This window comes from Flavobacterium granuli (assembly GCF_031456055.1).
GTDB lineage: Bacteria > Bacteroidota > Bacteroidia > Flavobacteriales > Flavobacteriaceae > Flavobacterium > Flavobacterium granuli_A.
This window is the reverse complement of the sequence record NZ_JAVDTX010000001.1, coordinates 275759-289644: the sequence shown is the minus strand read 5'-3', so window position 1 is coordinate 289644 and position 13886 is coordinate 275759. Positions and strand designations below refer to the sequence as shown.

General features: G+C 32.6%; 13 protein-coding genes. 3 read left to right on the top strand and 10 right to left on the bottom strand.

Translation table 11 applies throughout. The features are described 5' to 3' along the window. Position 1: 1 nt before the first annotated feature. Positions 2-1462, bottom strand: coding sequence for a TonB-dependent receptor (locus J2W95_RS01290; RefSeq protein ID WP_310003124.1), 1461 nt, complete (start codon positions 1460-1462; stop codon positions 2-4). Between the two features lie 99 nt (positions 1463-1561). Between J2W95_RS01290 and J2W95_RS01285 the strand changes: the two genes are divergently transcribed. Further along, positions 1562-2326: an MBL fold metallo-hydrolase gene (locus J2W95_RS01285; protein ID WP_310003122.1), complete on the top strand. Its 765-nt coding sequence runs from the start codon at positions 1562-1564 to the stop codon at positions 2324-2326. Positions 2327-2338: 12 nt separating this feature from the next. Beyond that, positions 2339-2839: a hypothetical protein gene (locus tag J2W95_RS01280; protein WP_310003120.1), complete on the top strand. Its 501-nt coding sequence runs from the start codon at positions 2339-2341 to the stop codon at positions 2837-2839. A 71-nt stretch (positions 2840-2910) separates the two neighbouring features. Here the strand turns inward: J2W95_RS01280 and J2W95_RS01275 are convergent, their stop codons facing one another. From J2W95_RS01275 to J2W95_RS01260, 4 genes are all read right to left on the bottom strand, one after another. Then, positions 2911-3558 carry an alpha/beta hydrolase gene (locus tag J2W95_RS01275; protein WP_310003118.1) on the bottom strand — a complete coding sequence of 216 codons (648 nt, stop codon included), beginning with the start codon at positions 3556-3558 and terminating at the stop codon, positions 2911-2913. A gap of 64 nt (positions 3559-3622) precedes the next feature. Beyond that, positions 3623-3952 (bottom strand): hypothetical protein, encoded by a 330-nt coding sequence (locus tag J2W95_RS01270; protein ID WP_310003116.1) that lies wholly within the window; start codon positions 3950-3952, stop codon positions 3623-3625. A 9-nt stretch (positions 3953-3961) separates the two neighbouring features. Continuing rightward, positions 3962-5215, bottom strand: a complete 1254-nt coding sequence (locus tag J2W95_RS01265; RefSeq protein WP_310003114.1) for a dihydroorotase — start codon at positions 5213-5215, stop codon at positions 3962-3964. Between the two features lie 31 nt (positions 5216-5246). Beyond that, positions 5247-7175, bottom strand: a complete 1929-nt coding sequence (locus J2W95_RS01260) for a BatA domain-containing protein (RefSeq protein ID WP_310003112.1) — start codon at positions 7173-7175, stop codon at positions 5247-5249. Between the two features lie 178 nt (positions 7176-7353). Between J2W95_RS01260 and J2W95_RS01255 the strand changes: the two genes are divergently transcribed. Beyond that, positions 7354-8463, top strand: a complete 1110-nt coding sequence (locus tag J2W95_RS01255; protein ID WP_310003110.1) for a lactonase family protein — start codon at positions 7354-7356, stop codon at positions 8461-8463. Positions 8464-8565: 102 nt separating this feature from the next. Here J2W95_RS01255 and J2W95_RS01250 read toward each other — a convergent pair whose 3' ends face one another. The 5 genes from J2W95_RS01250 to J2W95_RS01230 all read right to left on the bottom strand — a co-directional run bounded on the left by J2W95_RS01250 (position 8566) and on the right by J2W95_RS01230 (position 13883). Further along, positions 8566-9915 (bottom strand): DEAD/DEAH box helicase, encoded by a 1350-nt coding sequence (locus J2W95_RS01250; protein ID WP_310003108.1) that lies wholly within the window; start codon positions 9913-9915, stop codon positions 8566-8568. A 226-nt stretch (positions 9916-10141) separates the two neighbouring features. Beyond that, the gene (locus tag J2W95_RS01245) at positions 10142-10633 is read right to left on the bottom strand and encodes a hypothetical protein (RefSeq protein WP_310003106.1); all 492 of its coding nucleotides are present in this window, start codon (positions 10631-10633) and stop codon (positions 10142-10144) included. Positions 10634-10721: 88 nt separating this feature from the next. Continuing rightward, positions 10722-11210, bottom strand: a complete 489-nt coding sequence (locus J2W95_RS01240; RefSeq protein ID WP_310003103.1) for a hypothetical protein — start codon at positions 11208-11210, stop codon at positions 10722-10724. 19 nt (positions 11211-11229) lie between these two features. Further along, entirely contained in the window at positions 11230-11652 is a 423-nt protein-coding gene (locus tag J2W95_RS01235; protein ID WP_310003102.1) for a response regulator transcription factor, read from the bottom strand. Between the two features lie 965 nt (positions 11653-12617). After that, complete coding sequence (locus tag J2W95_RS01230) at positions 12618-13883, bottom strand: YaiO family outer membrane beta-barrel protein (protein ID WP_310003100.1); 1266 nt, start codon at positions 13881-13883, stop codon at positions 12618-12620. Between the last annotated feature and the right edge of the window lie 3 nt (positions 13884-13886).

The following is a 13886-nucleotide window of genomic DNA, read 5'->3' as shown; positions in this document are numbered from 1 at the left end:
CTTAATTACTCGCTTCCAAAAGTGAATTGGGATGATATCCAAAAAGACGTTTTTCTTTAATGATTTCAGGAACTCCAGGAGGTAACATTGCTTCCCAGCCTGGTTTTCCGTCACCTATCATTTTTAGTACTTGACGTGAGAATACTTCTAGTATTTCAGGATTGTAATCTTCGATATCAACAACTTTTCCATTGAATTTAAAGAATTTGTATAATTCTTTCATTCTAGGATGCACTTTTAAGTTTTTGGAAGTGATAACTTCTCCTTCATCACCCAGCATTGGATATAAGAACACTTTCATGTCACGATAGAATAATTTTCCGAAAGCTTCCAATATTCCTCCACTTAAATGGCGGTAATATTTCTCGTCAAAAATATCCACTAAGTTGTTAACCCCCATGGCAAGTCCCATTCTGGCTTTGGTGTAATTAGAAAAATATTCGACAACTTTATAGTATTCTTGAAAATTGGATATCATTACAGTTTGTCCCAGAGAGCAAAGCAATTCGGCACGATCCATAAAATCTCTTTCGTCAATTTCACCATCTGATCGTAAATTTGATAATGTAATTTCGAAAATCACCAATGTGTTTTCTTTTTCTACTTTGTTTTCTTCCAAAAACATATTTAAGGACTGTTTGTACATGTCCATATTTACCTTGGTAACTGGACGAAAACTTCCCCTAAAAGCGAGAATGTTTTTCTTGTACAGGATTGCTGCTGGTAAAACGTTTACACCTTCAGGATTAAACATTACCGCATCTGTCATTCCATTTTTTACCAATTGTAAACTCATTAATCGATTATCAACATCAGCAAAACGAGGACCTGAAAAATTGATGGTGTCAATCTCCAGTTGGTCTTTATCCAAGTGGTCGTATAAATATCTTAGTAGTTTTTTAGGATCATTGTATTTATAGAAAGCACCATAAATTAGATTCACTCCTAATACGCCTAAAGTTTCTTGTTGTAATCTAGAATCGGTTTCTTTGAATCGAATGTGGATGATAATTTCGTTGTAGTCTTCGGTTGGATCCAGTTGGTATCGGATTCCTACCCAACCGTGGCCTTTAAATTGTTTCGCAAAATCTATCGTTGCAACTGTATTGGCATAACTAAAAAACATTTTGTTAGGATGCTTTGTTCTGCTTAAACGTTCTTCAATCAATTCGCTTTCAAAAGTAAGCATTTTTTTAAGTCTACTTTCGGTTACATAACGACCGTCTTCTTCAATTCCATAAACAGCATCACTAAAGTCTTTATCATAAGCAGACATTGCTTTTGCTATTGTTCCTGATGATCCACCTGATCTAAAAAAATGTCTCACTGTTTCTTGACCAGCTCCAATTTCGGCAAAAGTCCCGTATATATTTTCATTTAAATTGATACGAAGTGCTTTGTCCTTTAAAGAAGGAATTTGCTCAATAACTTTGTCTCCTTTTAGTTTTATTTTGGCTTCCATTTTTTTTTGTTTAATTTGGGCAATTATGTTACAAAGTTAACTAATTCGGCTTCTAAAGAAAGAGAATTAATCCTATTTTTGTAAAAAAAAGAAAGACAATTGAAGGTATATTTTTTAGGTACAGGTACGTCTCAAGGAATTCCAATTATAGGGAGTGATCATGAAGTTTGTAAAAGCACTGATTTTAAGGATAAAAGGCTGCGTGTTTCTGCTTGGATCTCGTGGGAAGACCATTCGTACGTTATCGATTGCGGCCCCGATTTTAGGCAACAAATGTTGGTGTCCAATTGCAGAAAAATAGACGGTATCTTATTTACACATGAACATGCCGATCATACGGCTGGATTGGATGATATTCGCCCCTTCAATTATAAGCAGGGAGAGATTCCGATTTATGCTCATAAACGAGTACTTGCTAATATTGAAAAAAGATTTGACTACATATTTGAAACAGTCAATAAATATCCTGGATCTCCTTCGGTAAAAACTATTGAAATATGTAACGACATTCCATTCTCTATAGGTAATAAGATGGCAGTTCCCATAACTGTAATGCATGGTAGTCTTCAGGTTTTTGGATTTAGAATTGATGATTTTGCTTATTTAACGGACGTAAAGACTATTGAAGAAGCAGAAATTGAGAAGTTGAAAAATCTTAAAGTACTGGTCGTAAATGCTTTGAGGGAGGAGCCTCACAATACACATTTTAATTTGCAGGAAGCTCTCGATTTTATAGCTTTGCTGAAGCCTGAAAAAGCTTATCTTACACATATTAGCCACATGCTTGGTTTTCATGAAGAAGTTCAAAAAAGAATGCCAGAAAATGTTTTCTTGGCTTATGATAATTTAGAAATTACTATTTAATATTTTTTAATAATGAAAAAATCGTTACTCCTTTATGCTTTAATTCTGTCTTTAGTTTTTAATATTTATACCTATATGTATTTAAGCAAAGAGGTGACTTTTGAGCAGGAAAAATATAAAACAACAACAACCAAGTTAAAGGATAGTCTACAGTCTGTTAGCAATAAATTATCTGATGTCAATTATTTTTCATTGGATAAAAATGAAAACGCACAAAATTATTTTGAATTGGCTCAGTCTGAGAAAATCAGAAACTATGCTACATTAATTCCATATGTGACGGGACAATTATTGGATTTGAATGCTAACCCAAAAGGAAATCCTTATACGGGACAAGAACAATTGGGAGCTACTAAGTTTTCAATCAATAAAGTAAAAGTTTTGAACCACCGTTGGATAATCGCTGACTACACTGATGGGGAATATTGGGGTGAGGTATTATTGAAATATTTTATTAACGAAGACGAAAGCGTTTCTTTTGAAGTGAATCAATCTTTTTTATACCAAAAGTAAAAAAGGAAAGTAATTAGTCAGTTTTTTAGTGGTCAGAAATAATTGAACACTAAAAAACTGAACGCTGGATACTAGTTCTCAACTAGCCAGTTCTTGAAATCAAAAAAGTTTTGAGGAGCAACACCATGGCCTACAGGATATTCTTTGTAGGTAATGGCAACGCCTAATTTTTCTAATATGGATGGAGTTTTTCTAGCCCAATCCACAGGAATTACTTGATCAACAGTTCCGTGGGATGCAAATATTTTTAGTTTGCTAAGGTTGTTTTTCAGATAATCTTCGGCTACAATTTCTAAATTGAGATAACCGCTCATCGCAACTACTTTATTTACTTTTTCTGGATACGAAAGAGCTACTGCATAACTTAAAATTGAACCTTGACTGAAACCGATTAGGTTAACATCATTAGCATCAATAGGATAATTGGCAACTAATTCATCAATAAAATCTGCAATTACATCTCTAGAAATTCGGGCCTGATCGTTATCTGAAAATTTATTTTGGTCAGCATCAAAATTGATGGCGTACCAAGCATAACTTCCGTATTGTAAATCGTAAGGAGCACGGACCGAGATAATATAGTATTCGTTTTGTAATTCACTTGCAAACGAAAATAAATCAGCTTCGTTGCTACCATATCCATGAAGCAATAGTAATAATGGATTTTTGTCGAGAATCACTTTGGGTTCTCTTATTTTATATTCTAAAGATAGATTCATTTTTTATATTTTGAATTCAAATTTCAGGATTTGGAATTTGTGTTTTATAATTTTGGATTTTATTTTAAGAGATACTTTTGAGCCATTTCTGGAAGTATTCTCCAAGTAATGGAACTGGTTTTGTTTCGCCTTTTATAGCACTGAAAATACCATAAGTCCATAAAACTGAAACGAAAATCCACATAGGAGCAGAAATCATTAAACTGTTAAAATTACTAATAATTAATCCTAAAGAAATAAAGGTAAGTGTAAGTCCTAGCCCCTGACGAATATGAAAGGATGCAAATTCATTTTTGTCTTCACCACTATTCATTGACATGGCTATAAATACGCCGATTCCTAAAATATAACTGGTAATGGCTGCTGTTTTTCCAGCTTCAATATTGTTGTTCATGCTTTTTGGTTATCCTAAGATTAATTTTCCTTGATTGAAAATTCCGTATGCTTTTCCTTTTAGATTGATTCCTAAAAATGCTGAATTTTTGGATTTTGAAAGTATGTTTTCTTTTGTGAATACGCTTGTGCCTTCGGGATTGAATAAAGTTATATTGGCTATTTCGCCTTTGCTGATGCTATGATTTTGAATGCTAAAAATAGCTTTTCCTGCTGTGAATTTCTCGATTATGGTTTCTAATGGAAGTACAGTCATCAAAGCGCCAAAAGCACTTTCCAGTCCGATAGTTCCATTTTTAGCCAAATCAAACTCCATTTTTTTGTGTTCGATGTCGATTGGATTGTGATCGGATGTGATTATATCGATTGTTCCATCAAGTACACCATTAAGCAATGCTTGTTTGTCACTTTCGGTTTTTAATGGCGGAATTACTTTATAGCGTGTGTCAAATTCTTCCAGTTTTTCATCTGTCAATACCAAATGATGAACGGTTACGCTACAAGTAACGTTAAGTCCTTTTGCTTTAGCTTCCTTAATTAATTGTACCGATTTTGCTGAAGAAATCGTTGGAATATGCATTTTGCCACCTGTGTATTCCAGCAAAAATAAGTTTCGGGCAATTTGAAGTTCTTCAGCCAAGTCTGGAATGCCTTTCAATCCCAATCGGGTGGAAACAATGCCTTCATTGGCAACACCGCTTCCTTTTATTTTTTCGTCTTGTGCAAAAGCGATAACCAATCCATCAAAATCCTGTACGTATTGTAAAGCTATTTTTAACAAATTGGCATTGTCCAAACTTTTGGTATAATCTCCAAAGGCAATTGCCCCGGAATTTTTCATATCATACAATTCGGCCATATCTTTCCCTTCGCTTTCTTTGGTTAAAGCTCCAATTGGAAAGAGTTGTGTTGCAAAACCATTGGCTTTGTTTTTTACAAAATTCACTTGAGCCTGATTATCTATAACCGGATAGGAATTGGGTTGCAATGCGATGGCTGTAAAACCGCTTTTGGCTGCAACATCAAGTCCGTTTGCTATAGTTTCTCTGTCTTCAAAACCAGGTTCTCCCAAGGAAACACTACTGTCAAACCATCCTTGAGAAAGGTGAAGGTTGTCTAGTTTCAGTTCTTCGTCATTATCGGTATTTGGAAGTGCAGTCCCTATTTTTTTTATAAAACCATCTACAATTAAAAGATCTACAGTCTGATTGTGAAAGGGACTTTTCGAATCGATAATTTTGGCGCTTCGGATGATTATTTTCATAATATTTTTATAGTTTTTAGAAACCAGATTGTTATTTCACAAATTTGATAATTGCCATTTCCAATGCTAGGAAGAGTAGTGCAAAGATAATAAACCATTTCCAAATCTGATTGTCGCTTCGACTGGTTTGTAGTGTGTCAAAAATGGTTGAAACGGAGTCACTTGTTTTGTAATCGGATAATAGGCTTTCGTTTACTTGATCCAGATCGCTTTCGGTTCTTGGATAATTAAAGCTGATGTTTTCTATCGGTTTTTTAGAATCGTGAATTGTATAATTACCAGCTTTTTCAGGGTAATCATTAAAAAATAATTGTACTTTATTATTCAGAAGTTGTTGCACCGGGATAAATTGTTCTTCTGAATTTTTTACGGTCAGAATTTCATCTTTGGATAAAAGAACAGAAACAATATACGAGTCATTTTTGCCAATAGTGTTAGCGTTAATACCATTATTTAGCTTGCTTAAAGCCATTTTGTAAAAGACAGGAACAATTAGAGGTGACTGTTGAAAATTAGAATTTGAAGCATTTATCGGAGCCGAAAAAACATAAACTGATGAAACGGCATTTCGAAGGCCTATCAAAAATGGAGATTGATCCTCAAAATTTAAAACTGCCGGACTAGGGCTAGAAATAGTGAAATTTTTTTTGGTTTTTGGATATTGAAAATTATTGGTTTTTTTTTCAAAAACGCTAGCAAATAACGGATGGCTGAAGTTGATTTTAGTAATCAGTTTTTCATTTGATTCCAATGATTGAAATTGTGTAGAACCAAACTGACTTAATAAAGTATTTAAATTAGGAATTGAAGCGGTTTCTGATGGAATCACAATTAGGTTTCCACCTTTGTTTACAAAAGCTTTTAAAGTGGTTTGTAAAGCTTGTGGAATTTCGTCCAGTTCATTCAAAACAATCGCATCTTGTTTGTCAATACTGTTGTAATCCAAAGTGTTTATAGTGAAAGAACTATGATTGAAATCATCATCGGTATAAATTCTGGATAGAAAATTGTTTTTTTCAGGTGCTCCGATACTAATGATGTTTGTCTTTTTGATTTTTGAAATACTAAAAAACAATTTATTGTCGTAAGCCAAATCATTGTCTTCAATGGAGACATAGCCGTGAAAAGCTTGCTTAGGAATAGTGAAATTTGTGGTTTCCTTTTTGTTCTTGAAATTGATAATGGTTTTGGCAACCAGTTTGTTTTGATTGTACAAAGCCACGGGAACAGGTTTGAAATCATCACTGTAATTTGTGGTATTGATACTTAATTCATAAAAATCATCAAGTGTTTGACGGATAAAAACACTGTCGATAGCCACATTGTTTTTTTGCTCGGCTTTTGGAACTATAAAATATGGAACGTTGTCGGTGTCAATATTTTTTAATTGGTTTTGAGTAAGCCCAACCGCATCGGTGATAATGACAATATCTTTCTTAAAAGCTGATTTATGGGCTTTTATTTTGGCTATAATGTTATCCAATTGAAAAGGAGTTGCGCTGTATTTCATGTTTTGCAATTCACTTCGTATGGTTTTGATATCGGTATTCCAGTATGAGTCTGTATTGGTTAGCAAAGAAAAATTAGCATTTTCAGGAGTTTCTTCTAAGAGTTCTTGAATGGCACGTCTCAATAATTCCCCTTTTTTTCCTTTGGCTTGCATACTAAAGGAATTATCCAATATTATATACATTTCATTGTTTGCATTTTTGCTGTCTTTGGATTCAAAAAAAGGTTGGGCAAAGGCTAGAATAATGCAAATAAGCAAAAGCATTCTACAGGCCAAAAGTAGCCATTTTTTGATTTTGGAACTTTTTCGGGTTTGAATAGAAAGGGCTTTTAGGAAACGAACATTGGTGAAATATTCTTTTTTGAAACGTCTTAATTGAAATAAATGCACCAAAATTGGAACAATCAACAGGAATAGAAAGTATAGAATTTCAGGTTGTTTAAAGTGCATTCTAAGATTTTGTTTGCTTCACAGGATTTTATGAAATTATTTCATTGAATTTTGTGAGTCAAAAATACAAATTTGCTGACAGTTTCTCATGATGTTGTTATTATTTTTCAAATTAGTAAGTAATTAGGGTAATTCTGAAAGAAAATAAGTATTTTAGCTATTCTGAAAACTATAAAATATGAAAAAAGTTTACCTATTTCTTTTATTAATTTCTTCTTTAGCCCCAATATTGGCTCAAAAAAACAAAGTCAATCTCCTTGTAGGTACCTATACCAATCCATGTTATAGCAGAGGTATTTATGTGTATGAATTTGATACTAATAATGCTCAAATAAGATTAAAAAAATCATCAGATAGTATTATTAATCCTAGTTATTTATCTCTTTCTAAGGATGAAAAGTTTATTTATGCCGTAAATGAAAATGGAGCAGAAAGTACTGTAAGTTCATTTGCATTTGATGCTGTAAGTGGGAAACCCAGTTCAATTAATAAAGTAAGTTCAAAAGGAGCTGATCCTTGTTATCTCATCAATGATGATAAAAATGTGATAGTTGCTAATTATTCAGGAGGAAATATTTCAGTTTTTGGTAAAAATGAGGACGGCAGTTTAACCGAAGCTAAGCAGGTTATTCAGCACTATGGAAAGGGTGTTAATGCCGAAAGACAAGAAAAGCCCCATGTTCACATGGTATATTTTTCGCCAGACAAAAAGTTTGTTTTAAGCAATGATTTAGGTACTGATAAAGTATATGTGTATAATTATAATCCAACAGGAACTACTGATGTTTTAACATTAAAAGACAGTGTTTCGGTAAAAGCAGGAAGTGGACCTAGACATTTGACGTTTAGTAAGAATGGAAAATACATCTACTTGTTGCAGGAATTAGACGGAGCATTGACTACTTTTAGTTATGCAGACGGAAAGCTAACTCAAATAAATGTAACTACTATTTTGGCGAATGATTATAAGGGAACTTTTAGCTCAGCTGATATTCATGTTTCTCCAAACGGAAAGTTTTTATATGCTTCGAATAGGGGTGATGCCAATACTCTTTCGGTTTTTAAAATTTTGAAAAAAGGGAAATTAAAATCAAAGGGTCAAGTAAGTACTTTAGGTAAAGGACCTAGAAATTTTGCTATAGACCCAACAGGGAAGTTTCTTTTGGTGGCACATCAATATACAAATGACATTGTGATTTTTAAAATTAACAAAAGAAATGGCTCACTAACAGATACAAAGAAAAAATTTGATTTATGTTCTCCAGTTTGTTTGGTGTTTGCAAAGTAAAATTAGTATTCAGTACCGTTAATATATAAAAAACAAATGGTCCATAGTTGAAAACTATGGACCATTTGTTTAACTGAAAAACTGGCAATTGGATTCTGTCAACTATTTTTTGTCTTTACGTTTTTTGGCTTGATTTTTAAGCATATTTCTATTAACCGAACCATGTGTTTTTTTCTTGGTTACACCTGGTCCACCTAAATTGACTTTCTTGTTCTTTTTGCTTTTTTCCTGAAAAGCTCCATCTCCTTCGAGTTTTTGTTTTTTCATCAAAAACTTAATTGGTTGTCTATCTTTCTCAGGTTCTATTAGTTTGGCTGAAACTTCAACTTCTTCTGGGAAAGTTTCAACAGCCAATTCTGTATTCATCAAAATTTCAATAGCCACTTTAGATTCTTCTTCACGAGGTGTGATTAAACTTATAGCAGTTCCTGTTGCATCGGCACGACCCGTTCTACCAATACGGTGCATATATAATTCTGGTAATTCGGGCATTTCGAAGTTGATTACGTGTGTAATATTCGAAATATCCAAACCTCTCGCCATAATGTCTGTAGTAATCAAACCGCGAAGATTTCCTTCTTGGAAAGATGCCATGGTACTCAAACGGTAATTTTGGGATTTATTGGAGTGGATTACACCAAATTGATCTTCAAAATCTTCTTCTATACGTTCGTGAACCATATCAGAGATTTTTTTATTATTCACAAAAACCAAAACGCGACTCATGTCTTCATTGGTTTCCAATAAATGCTTTAAAAGATTTATTTTGGTATTGAAATTAGGAACTTGATATGTTATTTGAGTAATGTTTTCCAAAGGAGTTCCTGATGCCGATAGTGTCACTTCTTCAGGGTAATCAAAATAGTCATTTAAAATAGCATCTACTTCATCAGTCATTGTCGCCGAAAACAGAATATTTTGACGTTTTTTTGGCATCATAGCCAAAATAGATGTCAACTGTGTGCGAAAACCTAAATTTAGCATTTCGTCAAACTCGTCTATAACCAGTTTTTGCATTTCTTCAAAGCGGATTACATTATCTAATGTTAAATCCATAACTCTACCTGGGGTTCCTACAAGAATATCACATCCTTGATACACCAAAGTTTTTTGTGTATTAATATTTACCCCACCAAAAATTCCTATCGTTCGAACCGACATGTATTTGGTCAATTTTTCGACTTCTTCCACAACTTGAACAACCAATTCGCGGGTCGGAACAAGGATTACTATTTTAGGAGTATGACCAGGAGTAAATTTGTATAATTTTAATAAAGGCAATAAATAGGCAAATGTTTTACCAGTACCTGTTTGTGCAATTCCCATCATATCACGTCCGGACATTATCACAGAAAAAGTTTTTTCCTGAATAGGAGTAGGGGATGTAAAACCTAAATCGCTTATCGCTTTTTGTACTGATTTAGGGAGATTGAATTGTTCGAAAGTGCTCATTATTGTTTTAATTTTGTGCAAAGATAGGTTTTTTGAAACTAAGGAAAGAAAGCTCAAGCCAACTTTGGCTTTATTTGGTAATAGTTTGATTCATAATCTGCTCGTAGTTGGTGTTGAATTAATTGATTGAATATGTTTTTGTTATGGTTGAGCAGAAAATAAACAAACCTCTATATACTATTGTGGCAATAGTTTACAAAGGTTTGTCATGGATTTAAAAACGTAATTATATTTGTTCTTGGATTAATTTGCTGATATTGTTTTTTAAGGCTTCTTTGTTCTTTTCAGAAATATGATAAAGAATAGTTTTTTCCCCTTTTAACATAAAATGCTTTAAGCCATTATGCTTCATTTTTTCTGGATGCTGTAATTCGATTGTCAGTGTTCCTTTGAACCAACCTGCATATTCTTTGGTTTGTATATTGTCCACGTAGGTGTTGTCATCAAGTTCCACTATACATGTCAAATCTTTATTTAATGTTTTTTTGAACGGTTGCAACATTGTTATTTTCATCAAATAAGCTGTCTTATCATTTTTTGAATCTATGACTTTTGTAAGGGTATAGGAAAGTTCTGGAGTCAATTCGCTTGATTTTTGCGATATGGTACAGATTCCGGTTTTGAAATCTTTTGTTTTTGTTATATCAGTGGACGCAGATTGAGCGAAACCTATCAATGAGTAGGTTGCTAATAGAATTGCGAAAGTTAGTTTTTTCATTTTTGAGTAATATTGTTGAATATTTTTTATTTTTTAATTGCTGTTATTTAATTTCAAATAGAGTTGCACACTTTTATAATAGCTTGTTTTATAATTGAGTTTTTACTATTTCGGCAAAATTATTTTTAAAATCAGTATTGATAATTTTGTCGATACAATAGATTTTTGTTTTTTCACCTTCTATTATAAAATGTTCGATTCCAAATTCTTGAGCTCGTTTTAAGTTGTATATTTCAATCGTGAATGTACCATTAAACCAACCTGAATTTTCCTTTGTTTCTCTTGTTATAAAGTCGCCATTACCAAATTGAATAGAGGCTTTGAGTTCACTGTTTAATGTTTTTTTCAAAGGTTCTGTCATCGAAATTTCCATCAAATATCTTGTTTTGTCATTCTTGATGTCTTTTTCCTTTACGAAAATATAAGTAAGTCTATCTGCTAGAGGATACGATTCACTATTTGCTGTTTTGAAACCTTTTGCCAAATTTTCTTTAATATTAAGAGCAGAGGTATTTTTTTGTCCAAAACTGATTAATGAGAAGATTGCAAGTACAATTGTTAATATGCTTTTTTTCATGTATGTGGAATTAATTTGGTTAGGCGCTAATAGTTATATTAACTTCTTTTGGTTTTATGCTGTAATTCTTTTTTGCGAATAAACGTTTTACTCTAAGTAACAATTCATTTGGATTAAAAGGTTTCGATACGAAATCATCAGCTCCTAGGTTGAAAGCCTCAATAACAGTTCCTTCTTCTTCTCCCAATGATGAAACCACAATTACTGGGATGTTTTCAAAGGTTTCTTTGGAATACCCAATTATTTCCAGTCCAGAGCGAAAAGGAAGCATAATGTCGGTAATAATCAGGTCAGGAATGAGTACGGGAATTTTTTCTATGGCACTCAAACCATCTTTGCACGAGGTAACTTGATATCCTTCTTTTTTTAGAATGAACTCAAGGATTTTAATCATTAATACATCATCCTCAGCAATTAATATTTTTAAATCAGAATTGTTCATTTTTTTATTTTTTAATCATTCCTAATGTGGAGTGATGGTTTATTATGATCGACGAAATGCAAATAAAACAGTTGAAATGCGTTTACTAATTTGGTGTTACAACAACTGTGCCAAACTCTTTCGGTTTATATTAGCATAATGAATCCGCAATCAGAAACGATTTTTCTTTTTTTTTATAACTACAACAGGTGATTTTAAATCAATTTTGAAAATGATAAAAAAAATGTTGTAGAGCGAATAAAATCTAATTAATCGCATCGTTTCTATGATTGAATTTGCCTGTTTATATGAGGCTTTTGCAAAATGGGGGGAGCTTAATTTTTTATTAACAATCAATTACCACGACGGATGCTTAGTAGAAATTGATTGTTGATGAAAAAACTTAGAATTTTGCATATTGATCCGTATTGATTTTTTAAATAATCTTTTAACGGTAATAATCATAGACAAAAATACTATTTTTTATTTTTTCTTAAAACTATATTTACAATTTTATTATTATTTTTAATAAAATATTAATGGATCTATTATTAGCCTTTAATTCTTTGAAGAGATTACGATGTTATTTTGTGAATATTAATTCAGCAAACTGAGGGGGAATTGTTAGTGAATTTGATTTTTTTGTATGAGGTTGAGGATAGTCAAATTCCTTTGATAAAAAAAGTAAGAGATGTCTAATTGAGTTTTGCTTGATAATGAAATATCAAAACGATTTTGGTTACTTTATAAGCTGATTTCGGTTATTATAGTTTTTTCTGTTAGGATGATGGCGAAAAAAAAATCTCACCATTTTGTACCTATTGCAGTGGAAATTCTTATAAGCCGGAGTTCTACTTATAAAATTACTTTGCTTTTATTTTCATGGGAGTTCAGTGAATTTCGTTTGCAGCGGAAAGCAGGACTAATGCCTACAAAAAAAGCCTAATCCTTCTGCTTCAAATTAACAATCAAACTCCTGTTTTAAACTACTTGAATCGTAATTCCCAAGAAACAGAAAGGAAATAGATCATAACATAGTTGCTAGGATCAAAAAGAAGTTCCTGATGTGTAATTCCTGATTGTAATCCAATGGCATTTTTATTATTTAGGGTTGTGAAATTATAGCCTACATTTAATTTTTGGGACTTTAAATTAAATATAGCCACTTGATCTCCATTATTACTGAATTGATTAACCTCGGGAGAGTAACCTGCTCCAATAGCTGCACTAAAATAATTATCGGCATCTTTGCGATATAAACGATAAGTTAATGCGCCTGAAAGACTGGTTCCTGTGTCGCTTGGAGTGACATATGAACGTAACGACCAATAACTATTTCCAGTGTACCAGGTAACGGATCCAGTAAAAATATTTGTTGTTGTATCATAGATTAGGCTACGAAATCCCAAAGAAACTTCAAATCCTTTTGGCAATGATTTGAATAATTCGGCTCCATATTTTGATTCGGGAAATAGAGAGGAATTTGAATATCCTGCATTTAGATAACCATAAAGTCCTTTTGTAATTTTTGGATATAAATCGACTTCGTATTGTACTCCATTTTCTTCAAATCTTCTATTAAAGTTGATTTTTGCTGTAATAGAGCCGTATTTTGTTTCTCTACCATACTTTATACTATAATATTGCGCCGGATTATAAATGTCAGAATATAAGTCTGTAGCAGCACTAACACCAATATTATTTAAGTTTAATTTTTTGTTTAAAGCATTTTTGAAATCAATGGCTTTCTGATTATTTGAATCTTGGGATAATACCAACAAAACAGTTTTATTAGCTTCTATTTGATTGTTAGTTTTTTCCTCGGCAGAAGCTCTTAATAATAAAATTTCAGCATCGTTAGGATAGTATTTCAATGCTTTTTCACTTAGTTCTATAGCAATATAAGGAGATGACGCCCACAACTCGTTTTGAATGATACCTAACCAAGCACTTTTGTTTGTCTCTTCTTTTTTTAAGATATATTCAAACTCTTTTTTTGCTTTTTTATATTCTTCGTCCCAAGAATAGGTTGTTGCCAAGAAAGAACGTACATCGTGATAATCAGGATATTTAGTTAAAATGAATAACAAAGTGTCCTGCGCCTGTTTACGCTGATTGTTGAACGCTAGTTTTCGCGCTGTTTCAAATGTAACATCAGGGTCGCCTTTGTATTCTTTTTGTTGTCCATAGATTTGAGCAAAGCACAAAATAAAAAAAACAAGACTTAATTTATTAACTGTTTTCTGTATCATCGT

Coding starts and splice junctions, on each gene's coding strand:
- J2W95_RS01290 (WP_310003124.1), bottom strand. CDS start 1,462: ATGGAAGCCAAAATAAAACTAAAAGGAGACAAAGTTATTGAGCAAATT.
- J2W95_RS01280 (WP_310003120.1), top strand. CDS start 2,339: ATGAAAAAATCGTTACTCCTTTATGCTTTAATTCTGTCTTTAGTTTTT.
- J2W95_RS01275 (WP_310003118.1), bottom strand. CDS start 3,558: ATGAATCTATCTTTAGAATATAAAATAAGAGAACCCAAAGTGATTCTC.
- J2W95_RS01270 (WP_310003116.1), bottom strand. CDS start 3,952: ATGAACAACAATATTGAAGCTGGAAAAACAGCAGCCATTACCAGTTAT.
- J2W95_RS01265 (WP_310003114.1), bottom strand. CDS start 5,215: ATGAAAATAATCATCCGAAGCGCCAAAATTATCGATTCGAAAAGTCCC.
- J2W95_RS01260 (WP_310003112.1), bottom strand. CDS start 7,175: ATGCACTTTAAACAACCTGAAATTCTATACTTTCTATTCCTGTTGATT.
- J2W95_RS01255 (WP_310003110.1), top strand. CDS start 7,354: ATGAAAAAAGTTTACCTATTTCTTTTATTAATTTCTTCTTTAGCCCCA.
- J2W95_RS01250 (WP_310003108.1), bottom strand. CDS start 9,915: ATGAGCACTTTCGAACAATTCAATCTCCCTAAATCAGTACAAAAAGCG.
- J2W95_RS01245 (WP_310003106.1), bottom strand. CDS start 10,633: ATGAAAAAACTAACTTTCGCAATTCTATTAGCAACCTACTCATTGATA.
- J2W95_RS01240 (WP_310003103.1), bottom strand. CDS start 11,210: ATGAAAAAAAGCATATTAACAATTGTACTTGCAATCTTCTCATTAATC.
- J2W95_RS01235 (WP_310003102.1), bottom strand. CDS start 11,652: ATGAACAATTCTGATTTAAAAATATTAATTGCTGAGGATGATGTATTA.
- J2W95_RS01230 (WP_310003100.1), bottom strand. CDS start 13,883: ATGATACAGAAAACAGTTAATAAATTAAGTCTTGTTTTTTTTATTTTG.